Source organism: Nocardia sp. NPDC127606, from assembly GCF_042671725.1.
Lineage (GTDB): Bacteria > Actinomycetota > Actinomycetes > Mycobacteriales > Mycobacteriaceae > Nocardia.
Genome location: NZ_JBHXWQ010000008.1, coordinates 1 through 14,501, shown reverse-complemented (window position 1 = coordinate 14,501; position 14,501 = coordinate 1). Strand labels below are relative to the sequence as shown.

The 14,501-nt window shown below is 69.2% G+C and carries 16 protein-coding genes and 1 other RNA gene; 8 read left to right on the top strand and 9 right to left on the bottom strand.

The window, feature by feature from the left end; all coding sequences use genetic code 11:
• Positions 1-261: 261 nt before the first annotated feature.
• Both ACFVJ5_RS28120 and ACFVJ5_RS28115 read right to left on the bottom strand, forming a co-directional pair.
• On the bottom strand, positions 262-1,128 hold the full coding sequence (locus ACFVJ5_RS28120) for an SURF1 family protein (RefSeq protein ID WP_379224601.1): 867 nt from the start codon (positions 1,126-1,128) through the stop codon (positions 262-264).
• Positions 1,128-1,631 carry a low molecular weight protein-tyrosine-phosphatase gene (locus ACFVJ5_RS28115; RefSeq protein ID WP_378639435.1) on the bottom strand — a complete coding sequence of 168 codons (504 nt, stop codon included), beginning with the start codon at positions 1,629-1,631 and terminating at the stop codon, positions 1,128-1,130. The genes ACFVJ5_RS28120 and ACFVJ5_RS28115 overlap by 1 nt, the downstream gene beginning before the upstream one ends.
• 44 nt (positions 1,632-1,675) lie before the next feature.
• On the opposite strand from ACFVJ5_RS28115, the gene cobC reads away from it, so the two are divergent.
• The gene (gene cobC, locus ACFVJ5_RS28110; RefSeq protein ID WP_379224599.1) at positions 1,676-2,812 is read left to right on the top strand and encodes an Rv2231c family pyridoxal phosphate-dependent protein CobC; all 1,137 of its coding nucleotides are present in this window, start codon (positions 1,676-1,678) and stop codon (positions 2,810-2,812) included.
• A 31-nt stretch (positions 2,813-2,843) separates the two neighbouring features.
• Positions 2,844-3,959, top strand: a complete 1,116-nt coding sequence (locus tag ACFVJ5_RS28105; protein WP_379224597.1) for a Nif3-like dinuclear metal center hexameric protein — start codon at positions 2,844-2,846, stop codon at positions 3,957-3,959.
• A gap of 6 nt (positions 3,960-3,965) precedes the next feature.
• On the opposite strand, the gene ACFVJ5_RS28100 is transcribed toward ACFVJ5_RS28105, so the two are convergent.
• Entirely contained in the window at positions 3,966-4,568 is a 603-nt protein-coding gene (locus tag ACFVJ5_RS28100) for a hypothetical protein (protein ID WP_379224595.1), read from the bottom strand.
• A gap of 134 nt (positions 4,569-4,702) precedes the next feature.
• Here ACFVJ5_RS28100 and ACFVJ5_RS28095 point away from each other — a divergent pair, with 134 nt between their 5' ends.
• From ACFVJ5_RS28095 to ACFVJ5_RS28085, 3 genes are all read left to right on the top strand, one after another.
• Positions 4,703-5,440, top strand: a complete 738-nt coding sequence (locus ACFVJ5_RS28095) for a zinc ribbon domain-containing protein (protein ID WP_378639441.1) — start codon at positions 4,703-4,705, stop codon at positions 5,438-5,440.
• Positions 5,441-5,456: 16 nt separating this feature from the next.
• A complete protein-coding gene (locus tag ACFVJ5_RS28090) occupies positions 5,457-6,587 on the top strand; it encodes a bifunctional RNase H/acid phosphatase (RefSeq protein ID WP_379224593.1) in 1,131 nt (376 codons plus the stop codon).
• A gap of 141 nt (positions 6,588-6,728) precedes the next feature.
• Positions 6,729-7,418 carry a S1 family peptidase gene (locus tag ACFVJ5_RS28085; RefSeq protein WP_378639444.1) on the top strand — a complete coding sequence of 230 codons (690 nt, stop codon included), beginning with the start codon at positions 6,729-6,731 and terminating at the stop codon, positions 7,416-7,418.
• 64 nt (positions 7,419-7,482) lie between these two features.
• Here the strand turns inward: ACFVJ5_RS28085 and ACFVJ5_RS28080 are convergent, their stop codons facing one another.
• Both ACFVJ5_RS28080 and ACFVJ5_RS28075 read right to left on the bottom strand, forming a co-directional pair.
• Positions 7,483-8,025 (bottom strand): NUDIX domain-containing protein, encoded by a 543-nt coding sequence (locus ACFVJ5_RS28080; protein WP_379224591.1) that lies wholly within the window; start codon positions 8,023-8,025, stop codon positions 7,483-7,485.
• A gap of 40 nt (positions 8,026-8,065) precedes the next feature.
• Positions 8,066-8,953: an alpha/beta hydrolase gene (locus ACFVJ5_RS28075; protein WP_379224589.1), complete on the bottom strand. Its 888-nt coding sequence runs from the start codon at positions 8,951-8,953 to the stop codon at positions 8,066-8,068.
• Between the two features lie 36 nt (positions 8,954-8,989).
• On the opposite strand from ACFVJ5_RS28075, the gene rnpB reads away from it, so the two are divergent.
• Positions 8,990-9,397: RNase P RNA component class A (gene rnpB / locus ACFVJ5_RS28070), an RNA gene on the top strand.
• 64 nt (positions 9,398-9,461) lie between these two features.
• Here rnpB and ACFVJ5_RS28065 read toward each other — a convergent pair.
• Positions 9,462-9,833, bottom strand: a complete 372-nt coding sequence (locus ACFVJ5_RS28065) for a hypothetical protein (RefSeq protein WP_379224587.1) — start codon at positions 9,831-9,833, stop codon at positions 9,462-9,464.
• Between the two features lie 414 nt (positions 9,834-10,247).
• On the opposite strand from ACFVJ5_RS28065, the gene ACFVJ5_RS28060 reads away from it, so the two are divergent.
• Entirely contained in the window at positions 10,248-10,580 is a 333-nt protein-coding gene (locus tag ACFVJ5_RS28060; protein ID WP_379224585.1) for a hypothetical protein, read from the top strand.
• 20 nt (positions 10,581-10,600) lie between these two features.
• Positions 10,601-12,031, top strand: a complete 1,431-nt coding sequence (locus ACFVJ5_RS28055; protein ID WP_379224583.1) for an RNB domain-containing ribonuclease — start codon at positions 10,601-10,603, stop codon at positions 12,029-12,031.
• Between the two features lie 9 nt (positions 12,032-12,040).
• Here ACFVJ5_RS28055 and ACFVJ5_RS28050 read toward each other — a convergent pair whose 3' ends face one another.
• The 3 genes from ACFVJ5_RS28050 to ACFVJ5_RS28040 are packed head-to-tail and all read right to left on the bottom strand — an operon-like array spanning position 12,041 to position 14,293.
• The gene (locus tag ACFVJ5_RS28050) at positions 12,041-12,898 is read right to left on the bottom strand and encodes a CHAD domain-containing protein (RefSeq protein WP_379224581.1); all 858 of its coding nucleotides are present in this window, start codon (positions 12,896-12,898) and stop codon (positions 12,041-12,043) included.
• Positions 12,899-12,902: 4 nt separating this feature from the next.
• The gene (gene pip, locus ACFVJ5_RS28045) at positions 12,903-13,865 is read right to left on the bottom strand and encodes a prolyl aminopeptidase (protein WP_379224579.1); all 963 of its coding nucleotides are present in this window, start codon (positions 13,863-13,865) and stop codon (positions 12,903-12,905) included.
• Complete coding sequence (locus ACFVJ5_RS28040) at positions 13,865-14,293, bottom strand: hypothetical protein (protein ID WP_378996987.1); 429 nt, start codon at positions 14,291-14,293, stop codon at positions 13,865-13,867. Before ACFVJ5_RS28040 ends, pip begins: the two co-directional genes overlap by 1 nt.
• Positions 14,294-14,501: the final 208 nt, after the last annotated feature.

The window sequence follows — 14,501 nt, the reverse complement described above, 5'->3', positions numbered from 1 at the left end:
CTCCCTAGGGGTCGCGGGGGCGGGGTCGGGAGGGCGGTCATGGCGGACCTGGGGTGCACGGTGTGGCTGGAGGGTGCACGGTGTGGCTGGGGCGCACGGTGTGGCTGGGGCGCACGGTGTGTGACTGGAGGGTGCACGGTGTGGCTGGGAGGTGCACGGTGGGGCGGGGTGGCGAAAGGGGTGTGGGGTTCGCGGTGTGCGGCTGGGAGACGGTTGAGGTACTGGACGACGTGATGGATTCGCAGGGAGGCCGAGCAGCTGTCAGCGGTTGCGGCCGTAGCGGTCCGCTAGGCGGGCTTCTGTGGTGGGTTGGGTGGGGGTGGGGGTGTCTACGGTTGGCGTGGGGTTCGTCGGTGCGGACGGTTGGGCGCGGTCTCGGCGGCGGGCTTTGAGCTCGGCTACGACGAAATAGCCGAGGCCGAGGGGGGCCATCAGGCCGAAGGCGAGCCATTGGAGGCCGTAGGAGAGATAGGGGCCCGCGTCCAGTTGGGGGAGCGGGGTCGGGGTGAAGGCGCCCGGCTGGTCGGCGGCCAGTTGGAGGTAGCCGCCCTTGTCGGTGCCGGTCGGAATGGGGGTGAGGGGGGTGCCGAGGACGGCGGATTCCTGGGTGGTGTCGACCGTGTACACCTGGCGGAAGCCGTCTTGGGTGCTGGGCGTTTTGTCGGGGACTACGCCTTCGGAGGCTCGGACTCGGGCTTCGATGCGCTGCGGGCCCGCGGGCGGGTCGGCGATCGCGGGTGGGCGGGTGCCGTCGACGGAGGCGACCAGGCCGCGATCGACCAGGAGGGTGCGGCCGTCGTCGAGGCGGAAGGCGGCGAGGACGGCGTAGCCGGGGGCGCCGTCGAGGTGGCGAAGGCGGACCAGGACGGTCGACTCGGGGACGAAGGCGCCGGTCGCGGTGACCTTGCGCCACTCGGTGTGGGTATCGGAGTCGCCGTCGAGGACATCGGTGACGGCCACGGGGTCGGCCTGCACGGAGTCGGCGATCAGCTGGTTGCGGTGTTCGGTGCTGTCGTTCTTGCCGAGCTGCCACGGCGCCAGGACGGTGAAGCACAGGTAGGCGAACGCGGCGACGATCACGGCGAGGATCAGCCAGCTGGGACGCAGCAGGAAGGTGAGTTTGCGCATCAGAGCTGCACGTCGGCGGGGTTGCGGGCGTCGAGCTCGGCGTGGACCCAGTCGAGCAGGCCGGGGATGGCGGCCTCGATCTGGTCGCGGACGAGGTCGAAATCGGACTGGTCGCCGTAGTACGGGTCCGGCACGTCGCGGCCGTCGGCCGCGGGGTCGAAGCTGCGCAGCAGCCTGCGCTGCTCGGTGGGGACGCCGCGGTGCGCGAGCTCGCGGTCGTGGCCGGTGTCCAACGCGATGATCAGGTCGGCGTCACTGTGTTCGGGACCGAAGGTCGCCGCGGTGTGCTCGGTCGGGTAGCCGGCTCGGCGCAGGGTCGCCTCGGTGCGCGGGTCGGCCGCATCGCCGACATGCCACGAACCGGTCCCCGCGCTGCTCACCCGCACGCGGTTCGCGAGACCTGCGCGGTAGAGGTGCGCCTCGAACATCTTCGCGGCCATCGGTGACCGGCAGATATTGCCTGTGCAAATGAACGAGACATGTAATGGACCCACGAGAGCCATTCTCGCCCGTGGCGCCGAATCGCCGCCACGTAGGGTGTGCAGTTGTGCTCGAGGACTCCGTCGACCCCGCGATGTTGCGCCACCACGGCGACGTGGAGGCGCGCCCGGGCATGCTCGATTTCGCGGTGAACGTCCAGGGCGTCGCCCCACCCGACTGGCTGCGCGATCGCCTGGCCGCCCGCCTCGCCGACCTCGGCCGCTACCCGGGTTCCGACGACGAGGATGCCGCCCGCGTGGCCGTCGCCGCCCGCCACGGCCGCTCGCCGGACGAGGTATTGCTACTGGCAGGCGCCGCCGAAGGCTTCGCGATGCTGCCCCGCCTGGCTCCCCGCCTCGCGGCTGTCATCCACCCCTCCTTCACCGAGCCGGAACTGGCATTGCGTGAGGCAGACGTCCCGGTCATCAGGGTGATCCTCGAACGCCCGTACACCCTCGACCCCACCCTGGTCCCCGAGGCCGCCGACCTCGTAGTGCTCGGCAACCCCACCAACCCCACCTCGGTCCTGCACCCCGTGGAATCCATCCAGGCACTGCGCCGTCCCGGCAGAATCATCGTCGTCGACGAAGCGTTCGCGGACGCTGTCGTCAGCATCGCCACCGGATCCGCCGCAGGCGAATCGCCATCGACGATGGGCGGGCTCGTCGGCTCCGGCGACGACCTGGCCGATGCGAGTTCTCCGGTTGCTGGTGAGCCGGAGTCCTTGGCCGGTCTTTCGGCCCCCGATGTCATCGTTTTCCGCAGTCTCACCAAAACCTGGGCACTGGCCGGGCTCCGCTGCGGCTACGCCCTCGGTGCTCCCGACCTCCTGGCCCGGCTCGCCCATGGCCGCCCGCACTGGCCGCTCGGCACTCTCCAGCTCGAGGCGATCATCGCGACAGCCGAACCCGCCGCCGTCGCGGAGTCACAACGCTACGCAGACCGCATCGCCGTCGACCGCACCGCGATGATCGACCGTCTCACCGCACTCGGCCTCGATGTGCACACCCCGGCCACCGGCCCGTTCCTGCTGCTCCGCGTTCCCGACGGCGCGCTCCTGCGCAAACATCTCGCCGACCGCGGCATCGCCGTTCGCCGCGCCGACACGTTCCCCGGCTTGGGGCCCGACCACCTCCGCGTGGCGGTCCGTGGCGCCGCCGAAGTCGACCGGTTGATCGACACACTGAAGGCGGCACTGTGGTGACGAACATTCCCACGCGACGAAGGAGGCGGCGGTGACCGACCTGGCCGAACTGATCGGGGTACTCGACGCGGCGTACCCGCCGCGGCTGGCCGAGTCGTGGGACTCGGTGGGGCTCGTCTGTGGCGACCCCACACAGGAGGTCACCAAGGCGGTCTTCGCCGTCGACGCGACCGCCGCTGTGGTCGACGAGGCAATCGCCTGGGGCGCACAGGCTTTGGTCGTCCACCATCCGCTACTGCTGCGTGGGGTCGACACCGTCGCCGCCGATACGCCGAAAGGCGCGCTGCTGCACCGGCTGATCCGATCCGGCTGTGCCCTGTTCTCCGCCCACACCAACGCCGACTCCGCCGACCCCGGCGTCTCCGACGCGCTGGCCGCGGCCGTCGGCCTCACTGTCACCGGCCCGTTGGATCCCAAACCGATAGCCTCCGTGGACAAGTGGGTCATCCAAGTGCCGCAGACCCACACGGCTTCCTTGATGTCGGCCTTGTTCACCGCGGGCGCGGGCGCGATCGGCGACTATCGCGAAGCCGCCTGGTACACCGCGGGCACCGGCCAATTCCTGCCCATCGCGGGCGCCGCCCCGGCGATCGGCGCGATCGGCACGGTCGAGATCGTCACCGAGGACGCTGTCGAAGTGGTCGCGCCCCCGACCTCCCGGCTCGCCGTTCTCGCCGCCCTGCGCGCCGCCCACCCCTACGAGGAACCCGCCTACCACGTCACCGAACGCGCGCCCCTGCCGTCCTCGCTCGGCATCGGCCGCATCGGTGAACTCGCACAGCCCGAAACCCTGCGCGAGTTCACCGCGCGCGTCGGCGCCGGCCTGCCACGCACCGTCTGGGGCGTGCGCGCCGCGGGCGATCCCGAACGCGTCATCGAACGCGTAGCCGTCTGCGGCGGCGCGGGCGACTCCTATCTCGACAAGGCCATCCGCGCGGGCGTCGACGCCTACCTCACCTCCGACCTGCGCCACCATCCCGTCGACGAACATCTGCGGCGCGGCGGCCCCGCCCTCATCGACGCCGCTCATTGGGCCACCGAGTTCCCCTGGTGCGGTCAGGCCGAACAGTTCGTCAACGTCGCCCTCCCCGCGGTGCGGACCCGCGTTTCGACGCTGCGCACCGACCCGTGGACGGTCAGCGGCTGATCGGTGTCACCACTGCGCCTGACCGGACCACGATCGGGCGAAGTCGGGATGCGCGCGCACGGTGACCGAGCTCGCGTCCGGCGCCAGGGTCGCCTCGAGGTAGCGGTCGGTGCGCGCGAACATCGCGGGACCGAGCATCACCGCGAGGAGTACGAGCCCGACTCCGGCCGCGCAGAGGATCCACGCGAACGCGGACGGACGGGTGAACATCAGCGCCCCGCCGACGAACAGCGGCACGAGGCTGCTCACGTAGTAGACGATCAGTTTCTTGATACGCGAATCGGCCCGCGCCGCGCACTGCTTGCATTCCGGCCATCGCGCCTTGACGAGCGCGAGCGGCTCGTTGCAATCGACCACGAGGGCGCCGAGGGCACTCTTCGGCAGCTCCCACAGCAGCCGCCCGACACCTTCCTGGCGGTAGGCGCCCGGCTTGCCCCAGAACCGCAGGATCTGCTCCTTCGGCTCGATCGCGGCCTGCCCGTGCACGAGACACACCGGGGGTAACGGCGTTGCCAATGTCAGCTGAAGCTGGCGCGCTTCGGCATGGGAGTCGAAGATGTGTGGTCGCAGCGGCAGTGCCAGGTCAATTCTCGGGTTCGATGTGGTCACACTTGCTTGGACGCGGCCGGGGCGCGTTCGGTTCCCGCCTTCGGCGATCTCTTCGGGTCATGGCGTGATCACACCCCGCGGCGCGGTACGGTTGATCGATCCATCCGTCCACTGTGTTCAGGAGTTCGTGCGCGTTGAATGTCGAACCGTCGGTCCAGACCAAGCTGTTGCAGCTCGCAGGAGTCGATGCCGAGTTGACGCGCATCGCCCACCGCCGTTCCGCCCTGCCGGAACAGCAGGAAGTGACACGTCTGGCGGCCGAACGTCACGGCTACAAGGACGCGGCCGTGGCGGTGGAGATCGGCATCGACGATCTGGACCGCGACATCCGCAAGCTGGAGGGTGAGGTCGACGCTGTCCGCAAGCGTGAGGACCGCGACCGCGGCATGCTCACCTCGGGCACCGTCGCCGCCAAGCAGCTCTCCGAGATCCAGCACGAACTGGGCAGCCTGGAGCGTCGCCGCTCGGTGCTCGAGGACGAGCTGCTGACCGTGATGGAGCAGCGCGAGGCGATGCTCGCCGACCACGACCACGCCGGTGCGCGGCTGAGCAAGGCCGACCAGGACCTCGAGGACGCCGAACGCCTGCGCGACGAGGCGATGGCCGATCTCGAAGTGGCGCAGCAGCGCTGCGAGAAGGACCGCTCCGAGCTGATCGGCCTGTTCCCCGCCGACCTGATCGCCGTCTACGACAAGCAGCGCGCGGCACACGGCGTCGGCGCGGCCCTGCTGCAGGCCCGTCGCTGCGGCGCCTGCCGGATCGAGATCGACCGCGGCGAGATGCAGCGCATCGCCCAGGCCGCGCCCGACGCGGTCCTGCGCTGCCCGGAATGCAGCGCGATCATGGTGCGCACCAAGGAATCGGGGCTGTGATCGCGGCGGTGCGCCGATGAGTCAGGTGATCGTCGAAGCCGACGGCGGCTCGCGGGGCAATCCCGGCCCGGCCGGGTACGGCGCGGTGGTGTTCGCCGCCGATCACGTGCGCGTGCTCGCCGAACGCAAGGAGTACATCGGCGTCGCCACCAACAATGTGGCCGAATACCGTGGTCTCATCGCGGGTTTGGCGGCCTCGGCCGAGCTGGGCGCCCGCGTCGTCACGGTGCGGATGGACTCCAAACTCGTCGTCGAGCAGATGTCGGGACGCTGGAAGATCAAGCACGCCTCGATGATTCCGCTCGCCGAGCAGGCACGGGCACTGGTCGCCGGATTCGATCGGGTGAGCTTCACCTGGATTCCGCGCGCGGAGAACTCCCACGCCGACCGGCTCGCGAACGAGGCGATGGACGACGGTGAACTCACCGGAACCGTGCGCGAAGCCGTCGCGGCCGGCCATGCCGCCGGTGACGAAGTCGCGGTGCCGAAATCGGCTGACGCGAACAAGGTTTCGCCCGGCTGGACCGGCGCCGTCGGCAAGCCGACCCGGCTGCTGCTGCTGCGTCACGGCCAGACCGCGCTGTCGGTGGAGCGCCGCTACTCCGGCCGCGGCAACCCGCCGCTCACCGACCTCGGTCGCGAACAGGTCGAACGCGCCGCGAAGATGCTCGCCGCCAAAGGCGATATCGCCGCCGTGGTGAGCTCCCCGCTGCAGCGGGCCCGGTCCACCGCCGAAGCGGCGGCATCCGCCCTCGGCGTGCCGTTGCGCATCCTCGACGGCCTCACCGAGACCGATTTCGGCGTCTGGGAAGGTCTCACCTTCGCCGAGGCCGCCGAGCGCGATCCGCTGCTGCACCGCGACTGGCTCGGCGATCCGTCGATCCCCGCACCCGGCGGCGAGAGTTTCGATCAGGTCCGCGAACGGGTGGAAGGGGTGCGCCGCGATCTGGTGGCGCTGTACCCGGGCCAGAACGTGGTGGTGGTCAGCCACGTGACCCCGATCAAGACCCTGCTGCAACTGGCGCTGGGCGTCGGGCCGTCACTGCTGTACCGCCTGCACCTCGACCTCGCGTCGCTGAGCGTTGCCGAGTTCTATCCCGACGGGGGCGCCTCGGTGCGCCTGGTCAACGACACCTCGTACCTGTGAGCTAGCCGCTCGTCACCCGGGCACGGTACGGTCGCCCCGGCGCACGGTCGGCGTAACGACGACGCCGCATCGCCCGAAATATTCTCGGGCGCGCGGAATGCCGCGGCCACACAGGAAAGGTACTTGATGAGGTTTCTACGGATGGCGGCGTTTGCGGCGGCCATCGCGGGGGTGCTCACCGCGTCCGCGGGTGCGGGCAGTGTGACGGCCGATCCGAGCGTGGTGCTCGGCGCGGCTTCGGGCATCGTCTTCGACAACAACTCCGGTTGTTCGCTCACGGCCATCGGACACGACGGTGCGGGTCGCCTCGTCGGCCTCACCGCGGGACACTGCGCGCCGACCGGTTCGCGGGTCGGCGCCGAACAGGCGCTCAAGGCGGGCGTGATCGGGACCGTCGCGTACTCCGACGACGGCGACTACCTGGATTTCGCTGTGCTGCAACTGGATGCGTCAAAGGTTCTGCCGGTGCGCACCATCGGCCAGACCACCGTCGCCGGTATCGGCGCCTCGCCCGGCCCCGGCGCCACGGTGTGCTCGGACGGCCGCACCAGCGGTCGCAGCTGTGGCGTGGTGTGGGGTGAGCTCGAAGGCACCTCCATCAACCAATACTGCTCGCAGCCGGGCGATTCCGGCGGCCCCGTCGTTGTCGGCGACCGCCTCGTCGGCATGAACCAGGGCCGTCTCACCGGCCTCGGCCCGGTCGACTTCGACGTCCCGTGCACCGGTGGCGCGAACCCGATCCACTCGCCCGCCTACTTCCAGCCCATCCAGGTGATCCTGGACGTGCTCAACCGCGCGGGCGGCGTGGGCGCGGGCTTCCAGCCCATCTGATCCACTCGCGACAACCCAAGGGGCGCAGTACCGAACTGGTGCTGCGCCCCTTGTCGTCGTGCGATCAGCGGGGGCCGAGGCCGCGCTCGTGCATGAGCAGCAGGCCGTAGGCGGCCACCGCGTGGGCGTCGATGATCTCGCCACGCAGAATCATCGCCTCGACCTGGGAGCGGGAGAACCAGGCGGTGCGCATGTCCTGCTCCTCGTGTTCGCGGTCGGGCTCGCCGGGGGTGAGGCCGGTGGCCAGGAAACAGTGGCCGCGCTGGTCGGTCAGTGCGGGTGCGGTGGCCAAGGCGCCGAGCGGGGTCATGTGTTCGGCGCGCAGCCCGGTTTCCTCACGCAATTCGTTGTGCGCCAGCTCGATCGGTGTGGGAGTGGTTCCCTGTGCCGGGGTGCCCGCGGGGAACTCCCAGCACCGCATGCCCAGCGGGTAGCGGAACTGTTCGACGAGGTGGAATCCCGTGCCGTCGAACGGGATCACCAGCGCCCAGTCGACTTTGTCGAGGACGCCGTAGATCCCCACCGACCCGTCGGCCCGCCGAACAGTGTCCTCCCGCAACCGCATCCACGGGTTGGTGTAAATCGTGCGCGAGCTGATCTGTTCCATCACCCCATGGTGCCCCACGGGCCCGGGGCATCCGGGCAGTTCAGGGGCGAAGGACCGACACCAGGAAATCGGTCTGGTCGCGCACGACCTGTTCGAAGACATCGTCGAAGTACACGTCGAAGTGGCCGACCGGATACTGCTTGACCACAGCATGTTTGGTGCGTTCGGCGGCCTTGCGGGTCGGTCCGGCGGGGGCGATCGAATCGTTCTCGGCGATCGCGTAGAAGACGGGGACCTTCAAGGACTTGGCGCGACGGCCGGGGGAGTCGAAGAGGGTCGAGAACGCCACGCGGGCACCCACTTTGGGATCGTAGTCGGCGCTCTCCTCGGCCAGTCGGCCGTAGCCCTCCGGCACGTCGGAGGCGCTCATCAACGCCGCGGAGCGTTTGCGCCCGGCCAGGCGGATGCGGACGGGTTTGCGGCGGATCGGGCCGAACAGCAGGTCGGTGGCGGCGATGGTGGCGACCTTGGTGAGGCTGATCGGGCCCTTCGCCATCCCCGACGCCCACCCACTGGTGAACGGCACCTGGGCCACCACCGCGGCGAGGTAATCGTCGTCGGGCGCCACCGCGAGCACATGTCCCCCGCCGAACGAGGTGCCCCACAACGCGATCCGCGTGGCATCGAAGCCCCGGATGCTGCGCGCGTAGGCGATTGCGGCCTTCCAGTCCTGCCGCTGCCGGGCGATGTTGAGCACCTGGCGCGGCGACCCCTCACTGGCGCCGAAATTCCGGTAATCGAACGCGAGCACCCCCATTCCCGCGGCGACGAACCGCCGCGCATACCGATCCAACCCCATCTCGCGGGTGGCCCCGAGCCCGTGCCCCATGATCACCAACGGCCGCGGACGAGGCGCGCCGTCGGGCAGGTAGAGCCACGCGGCGCACTGCTGCTCACCCGAAGGGAAACTGACGTCGACACGTTCCATGAGTCAATACCGTAGCGAGTACTCTGTACCGGCGGGCGAGTCGGCCGGGCGACCGCGGTAACGGGAACGGGCACGAACAGTGCCGCTGCCCGGTGCCGAGGAAAGTCCGGACTCCACAGAGCAGGGCGGTTGTTAACGGCAACCCGGGGTGACCCGCGGGACAGTGCCACAGAAAACAAACCGCCGCACGCACGTGCGGTAAGGGTGAAACGGTGCGGTAAGAGCGCACCAGCGCCCCGGGTGACCGGGGCGGCTAGGTAAACCCCGCCCGGAGCAAGGTCGAAGGTCGCATCGGCAACGATGCGGCTGCGCAGGTGTTCGAGGGCTGCTCGCCCGAGCCTGCGGGTGGACCGCTCGAGGCACCCGGCAACGGTGTGTCCAGATGGATGGTCGCCCCCCGATGCGAATCGGGGACAGGATCCGGCTTACAGGCCGGCTCGCCCGCCCACGCAACGAGAAGGCGGCGGTTCCCACCGGGAGCCGCCGCCTCGCTTCGCCCGAGGGCGGATCAGCACATCAGGGTGGACATCTGGTAGACGGCCGTGGCCTCTTCGGTGGTCGCGGCGGTGTCGCCGTTCTTGGCCGCCTGCTTGATCGTGGCGATCGCGTCGGCCTCGGACTTGCCCGCCTTGATCGCGGAGCAGGAATGGTTCAGCACCGCGGCCACGGCGGCGTCGTCGCGCCCCTGCGCCAGCTTCGGGAAGGCGTTGCGGTAGCTCACCACGAACATCCCCGCCTTGCTGGCCTCGACCTGGAAGGAAGGCGCGGGCGTGGTGGACGCGGCGGGGGAACCGGCGGAGGAAGAGTCGTCGCTGCAGCCGGCCAGAAGCAGGGCGAAGACGGTGGCGCTGGCCGCGATGGCGGCGGTAGTTCTACTCACGCAGCGGGATGCTAGCCGCCCAGGAAACACGCCGCTTCCCCTGTGGTTAACGGGAAGCGACATGTTCCGGATCGAAGCGGTGAGCTATCCCGGGTTGATCGCCAGCAGGTGCGCCCAATAGCTGGCCGCGTCCGGTCCGAGGATCGGCGACAGGTAATCGAAAATCAGCCACGACATACGTTCGCAAACTCCCATTTATCGACGTGAGTGCCGCACAACCCGGCAGCTGCCGAGTGCGCCGCCGCCACAGTAACAATTGCCCGGAATGTCACGGCGATCGTGTGTCGAGAAGGGGAAAATGCGCTGGAACTCGCCGGGAACGTGAGCGAGGTCATAGAGTGATCGCCGTCGGCAGGGCTCGCTGCCACCTCCTCGAGCCCAACACATTCGATCGCGGAAGCAGGTCACATTTACATGCGGGTAGTTCGTTCCATTGTCGCCGGTGCACTGATCGCCGGAGCCGCTGCGGTTTTCGCCTCGCTCGGCGCCGGTTCGGCGAGCGCGGTCGCGGTGACCCCGCTCAACGGTGGGGTTCAGGTCGACCTCAGTCCGGCTGATACCGCCTGGGTGCATCAGTCCCGATTCGGCCTGACCGTGGCCGGCCTGCCGCATCCGTCGGCTGCCTCGTTCGGTCAGGCGCTCGACGCGGCCGCGACCGTGTCCTCCGCCGTGCCCAACGGCCGGGTCACTTTCACGGTGTACGGCCCGTTCGATCAGCTCAACGGGACCATGCTCGCACTGCAGTAGGAAATCGCTACTCTGCGAAGATGGAACTCCATCAGCGGATCGTCTCGGCCCCGGTCGACTTCGGCGCCATCCGTTCCGAATTCGGACTGGCCTCGGAGTATCCGACCGAGGCCGTCTCCGACGCCCGCGACGCGGTGGACGCGTTCGCGGGCACCCGGGTCGATCGGACCGATATCGAGTTCGTGACCATCGACCCGCCCAGCGCGCTGGATCTGGACCAGGCGCTGCACATCGAACGCACTCCCACCGGCTTCACCCTGCACTACGCGATCGCGGATCTCGGTGCGGTGATCGTGCCGGGCAGTGCGCTGGCCACCGAGGCCGAAGTGCGCGGGCAGACCTTCTATCTGCCCGACGGCAACGTCCCGCTGCATCCGAGCGTGCTGTCCGAGGGCACCGCGAGTCTGCTGCCCGGCGTCGACCGGCCTGCCGCGTTGTGGACCATCGAACTCGACAATGATGCTGTGCCACTGAGTTTTTCGGTGAAGCGCGCAGTGGTGCGCTCGCGGGAGCGGTTCGACTACGCACAGGTCCAGGCTGCCGCCGACGCAGGCACTCTGCCGCCGTCGCTGACCGCGCTGCCCGAATTCGGTCGGCTGCGGATCGAGGCGGGGTTGGACCGAGGCGCGATCTCGTTGCGGTTGCCCGCACAGGAGGTGATCCCCGACGGAGACGGCTGGCGCCTGCGGTTGGAGCCCCGGACCGAGGCCGACGACTGGAACGAACAGGTCTCGCTGCTCACCGGAATGTGCGCGGCGCGAATCATGCTGGAGCACAAAGGGGTCGGCTTGCTCCGGACGATGCCGCCACCGCCGGAGAGCGCGATCGATTCGATGCGGCGCACAGCGGCGGCATTGGGGGTCGACTGGCCCGCTGAGGTCCCGGTGGGCCGCCTGCTCGCGGGACTCGACGCGAATACCCCCGCCGCGCTGGTGTTGATGTCGGAAGCCACCGGATTGTTGCGCGGCGCGAGCTACACACTGCTCGCCGAACTCGACGACCCGACCCCGGAACAGCTGACGCACAGTGCGATCGGTGCACCGTACGCGCACGTGACGGCGCCACTGCGACGGCTGGCCGACCGGTTCACCACCGAGATCTGCCTGGCCTACGATGCCGGAGTCGACGTGCCGCAATGGGTGGTGGACGGTGTGAAGACCGCCGCCGAGACGATGCGCCGCACCGATGCCGTAGCCAACAAGGTCGATCGCGCCTGCGTCGACCTGACCGAGGCCACCGTCCTCCAGCCTCGGGTCGGCACCGAGTTCGCCGCCGTGGTTTTGCGTGATGCCAACGGGTCTCGGCCCGCTGAGATCTTTGTCAGTGAACCGCCGATCCTCGCGCGGTGTGCGGGGCAGCCGCCGGAAGGGGAGAAAGTCGCGGTGCGGTTGGCTGTCGCTGATCCGGGAACCCAGACTATCGGGTTCGAATACGACGGGCCACGTCGATAGTGGGGACTGTCAGTTCGCCGCGGAGATGAACGCGGCGGCCGCCGGGTAGTGGGCGATGGCTCGGCCTGCGGCTGCTTCTTCGGTGTCGGCGAGGAGTTCGTAGATGGTTGCCGCGGGCGCGTGGGTGCCTGCTGCCACCACCAGGATCGCTTCGCGGGATTCGACGGCGTCGCGGTGGTCGCCGAGGACGGATTGGAGGCGCTTGGCTCGGGCGCCGAGGTCGGTGGCGTCGGGGCCGAGGACGGTCGCGGCGGCTTCGCAGGAATAGCGTAAACGCTTGGCGCCCTTGCGGATGTCGTGGAGCAGTTCCACTCGGTCCGCCGGGGTGGCGGTGGGCTCGGCGAAGACGAGTGTGCGCAGGCGTTTGCGGTCGCGGCGCAGGACCTTGTCGAAGACCTCGGTCGCGTTGTCGCGGGCGAGTTCTCGGGCGAGCGGGGGATCGGTGCGCCAGGTTTTCAGGACTTTGCGCAGGCGGCGGTAGCGCTTGCCGTCCATTGCGCTCAGTACCTGGGCGTGAGCGTCGGTGTAGGCGGCACGGGAGGCGCCGACCAGGGCGTCGGTGACCTCGGCGGGGACTTGGTCGTAACCGGTCAGCAGGTCGGTGAACCGTTCGCCGCGGACTTCGGCGTCGCGGGCCACGCCGAGCAGGTCGGCGAGCCACTTCAATTCCGCTTCGGTGGCGGCGGCTTCCTCGGCGTCGAACAGCTTGCGATAGGAGCGCAGGACACTGCGGAGCCTGCGCGTGGCCACCCGCATCTGGTGGACCGAATCGTCGGCGTCGGCGCGCACATCGGGTTCGGCGTCGAAGAGCCGGTCGATGTCCTCGCGCAGTGCCGCGACGACGGCTTTTCCGGCCTCGGTCGCCATGGTGTCAGCCTCGCTTTCCGAACAGGTCGGTCGCCTCCACCAGGTGGGCGGTGATGCCGGGCTCGTGCGCGGTGTGCCCGGCGTCCTCGACGATGTGCAGCGTCGAGGACGGCCACGCGTTGTGCAGATCCCATGCGCTCACCGCGGGGCACACGATGTCGTGGCGGCCCTGCACGATCACGCCGGGGATGTCGGCGATCCGATCGATGTCTCGCAGCAACTGTCCCTCGTCGAGGAAGCCGCCGTGGCGAAAATAGTGGTTTTCGATCCGGGCGAACGCGAGAGCGAAGCGTGCCTCGGCGGTTTCGGCGACCCGATCCGGTTGCGGGAGCAGCGAACTCGTCGCGCCTTCCCACGTCGACCAGGCGACCGCGGCATCGAGCGCGACCTGCGGATCGGGGGAGTGCAGCAGCCGGTGATAGACCTCGACGAGGTCGTCTCCGCGTTCCTCGACGGGTACCGGCGCCAGGAATTTCGCCCACTCGGCGGGGTAGACGTTGCCCGCGGCGCCGTTGTAGTACCAGTCGATTTCCTTGCGCCGCAACAAGAAGATGCCACGCAGCACCAGTTCGGTCACCCGCTCGGGGTGGGCTTGCGCATAGGCCAGGCCCAGGGTCGACCCCCACGAACCGCCGAACACCTGCCAGCGCTCGATCCCCAGCCGGTCGCGCAGCAACTCCATATCGGCGATCAGATTCGGTGTGGTGTTGGCGTCCAGGGGAGCCCCATCGGCGATGTGCGGCATGGACTTTCCGCATCCGCGCTGATCGAACAGCACGATCTTGTACACGGCCGGGTCGAAGAAGCGCCGCTGCAGGGGCCCGGTGCCGCCGCCGGGTCCGCCGTGCACGAACACCACCGGCTTGCCGTCGGGATCACCGCTGACCTCCCAGTACACCGACTGGCCGTCGCCGACGTCGAGAAGACCCTGCTCGAACGGTTCGACCTCGGGGTAGAGGCCGCGCATCAGAACGCCAATCCCGCTGCGAGGGAAGGCAATTCAAGAGCGGTGAGCGCCTCGGTCCGCACCTCGGGGCAGCTCTCGGTGGTCACCCGGTCGATCATCGCCTTGTCGGCGAGTACGTGCCCGTTGATGCCGCCGTTGCGGAAGCCCCAGTCGTGCACCATGGCGTTGAGTGAGATCCTCCCGAGTGTCGGCCCCTGCACCCGGAAGTTCGACAGCTCGGGCCGGATCATGTCGCACAGTTGCGCGGCGGAGGAGGGACTGATCGTCAGCGTCCCGGCCGGCGCGGTGGTCGTCGGCGCGGCCGAGGTGGTGGTGCCCGCACTGCCGGTCGAGGCCGGTGGCGTACCCCCGCAGGCGGTCAGGGTCGCGGCGGTGAGCGCGCCCGCGATCAACAGCACGGAACGAGAAATCCAACGGCGTTGCGGCATCGGTACCTCTGCTAGTCGAACAGTGTCGCCATCGAGTCTGCCAGTTTGTGATGTGGTGCGTCGGGTCCGACGGGCGGGTTGGATCTGATGTTCGGTAGTCCCAGAACGGTGAACGCTGTGTTGGTTGGCGCGCTGGCGCGCGCGTGTCCGCGGCCCTGAGGGGCCGCCGGTCAGGCACCGGTGCTTGCTCCTTCGTCGCCTACGCACC

Bases quoted from the DNA above. Each gene is read 5' to 3' on its own strand.
- ACFVJ5_RS28085 (WP_378639444.1), top strand. From the start codon at position 6,729: ATGGCGGCGTTTGCGGCGGCCATCGCGGGGGTGCTCACCGCGTCCGCG.
- ACFVJ5_RS28120 (WP_379224601.1), bottom strand. From the start codon at position 1,128: ATGCGCAAACTCACCTTCCTGCTGCGTCCCAGCTGGCTGATCCTCGCC.
- ACFVJ5_RS28115 (WP_378639435.1), bottom strand. From the start codon at position 1,631: ATGGCTCTCGTGGGTCCATTACATGTCTCGTTCATTTGCACAGGCAAT.
- ACFVJ5_RS28055 (WP_379224583.1), top strand. From the start codon at position 10,601: ATGGAACTCCATCAGCGGATCGTCTCGGCCCCGGTCGACTTCGGCGCC.
- pip (WP_379224579.1), bottom strand. From the start codon at position 13,865: ATGCGCGGCCTCTACCCCGAGGTCGAACCGTTCGAGCAGGGTCTTCTC.
- ACFVJ5_RS28090 (WP_379224593.1), top strand. From the start codon at position 5,457: ATGAGTCAGGTGATCGTCGAAGCCGACGGCGGCTCGCGGGGCAATCCC.
- ACFVJ5_RS28040 (WP_378996987.1), bottom strand. From the start codon at position 14,293: ATGCCGCAACGCCGTTGGATTTCTCGTTCCGTGCTGTTGATCGCGGGC.
- ACFVJ5_RS28050 (WP_379224581.1), bottom strand. From the start codon at position 12,898: ATGGCGACCGAGGCCGGAAAAGCCGTCGTCGCGGCACTGCGCGAGGAC.
- ACFVJ5_RS28080 (WP_379224591.1), bottom strand. From the start codon at position 8,025: ATGGAACAGATCAGCTCGCGCACGATTTACACCAACCCGTGGATGCGG.
- ACFVJ5_RS28075 (WP_379224589.1), bottom strand. From the start codon at position 8,953: ATGGAACGTGTCGACGTCAGTTTCCCTTCGGGTGAGCAGCAGTGCGCC.
- ACFVJ5_RS28060 (WP_379224585.1), top strand. From the start codon at position 10,248: ATGCGGGTAGTTCGTTCCATTGTCGCCGGTGCACTGATCGCCGGAGCC.